Consider the following 404-nt stretch of genomic DNA (forward strand, 5'->3'; position numbering starts at 1 on the left):
TGGGTACCTCGGTGACATCCGAGCACATGAGCCTGCTGTTTCGCGCCTCCCCGGTGGTAGTGTTCTGTTTTGACGGCGACCGGGCCGGGCGCCCCGCAGCCTGGCGCGGCCGGGAAGCCGCGCGGCCCGAACACCAATACAACCCTGAGGTGGGAGTTGTGTTCCTGCCCGCGGGCGCAGACCCGGCGTAGCGGCTGCGCCGCCGCGAATCCGGGTCTGCGCCCTCGGGCAGGAACACAAATGCCCCGTTAGGTTTGTTTTTTAGTTCGGGCAGCGCTGCTTCCCGGCCGCGCCCGGCGGCCGGGCGCCCGGCCCGGTCGCCGTCAAAACAGAACACTACCACCGGGGAGGCGCGAAACAGCAGGCTCATGTGCTCGGATGTCACCGAGGTACCCAGGGTGGCA

At 68.6% G+C, this 404-nt stretch carries 1 protein-coding gene and 1 pseudogene; one reads left to right on the forward strand and one right to left on the reverse strand.

What is annotated here, in order from left to right; all coding sequences use genetic code 11:
* Window positions 1–191: toprim domain-containing protein (locus ACEWQZ_RS04205; RefSeq protein ID WP_476481815.1), on the forward strand; the 191-nt coding region annotated here is incomplete at its 5' end.
* A 29-nt stretch (window positions 192–220) separates the two neighbouring features.
* Here ACEWQZ_RS04205 and ACEWQZ_RS04210 read toward each other — a convergent pair.
* Window positions 221–397: pseudogene (locus ACEWQZ_RS04210) on the reverse strand (toprim domain-containing protein); the annotation flags it as partial.
* Window positions 398–404: the final 7 nt, after the last annotated feature.

This window comes from Wenzhouxiangella sp. YN1, from assembly GCF_056324145.1.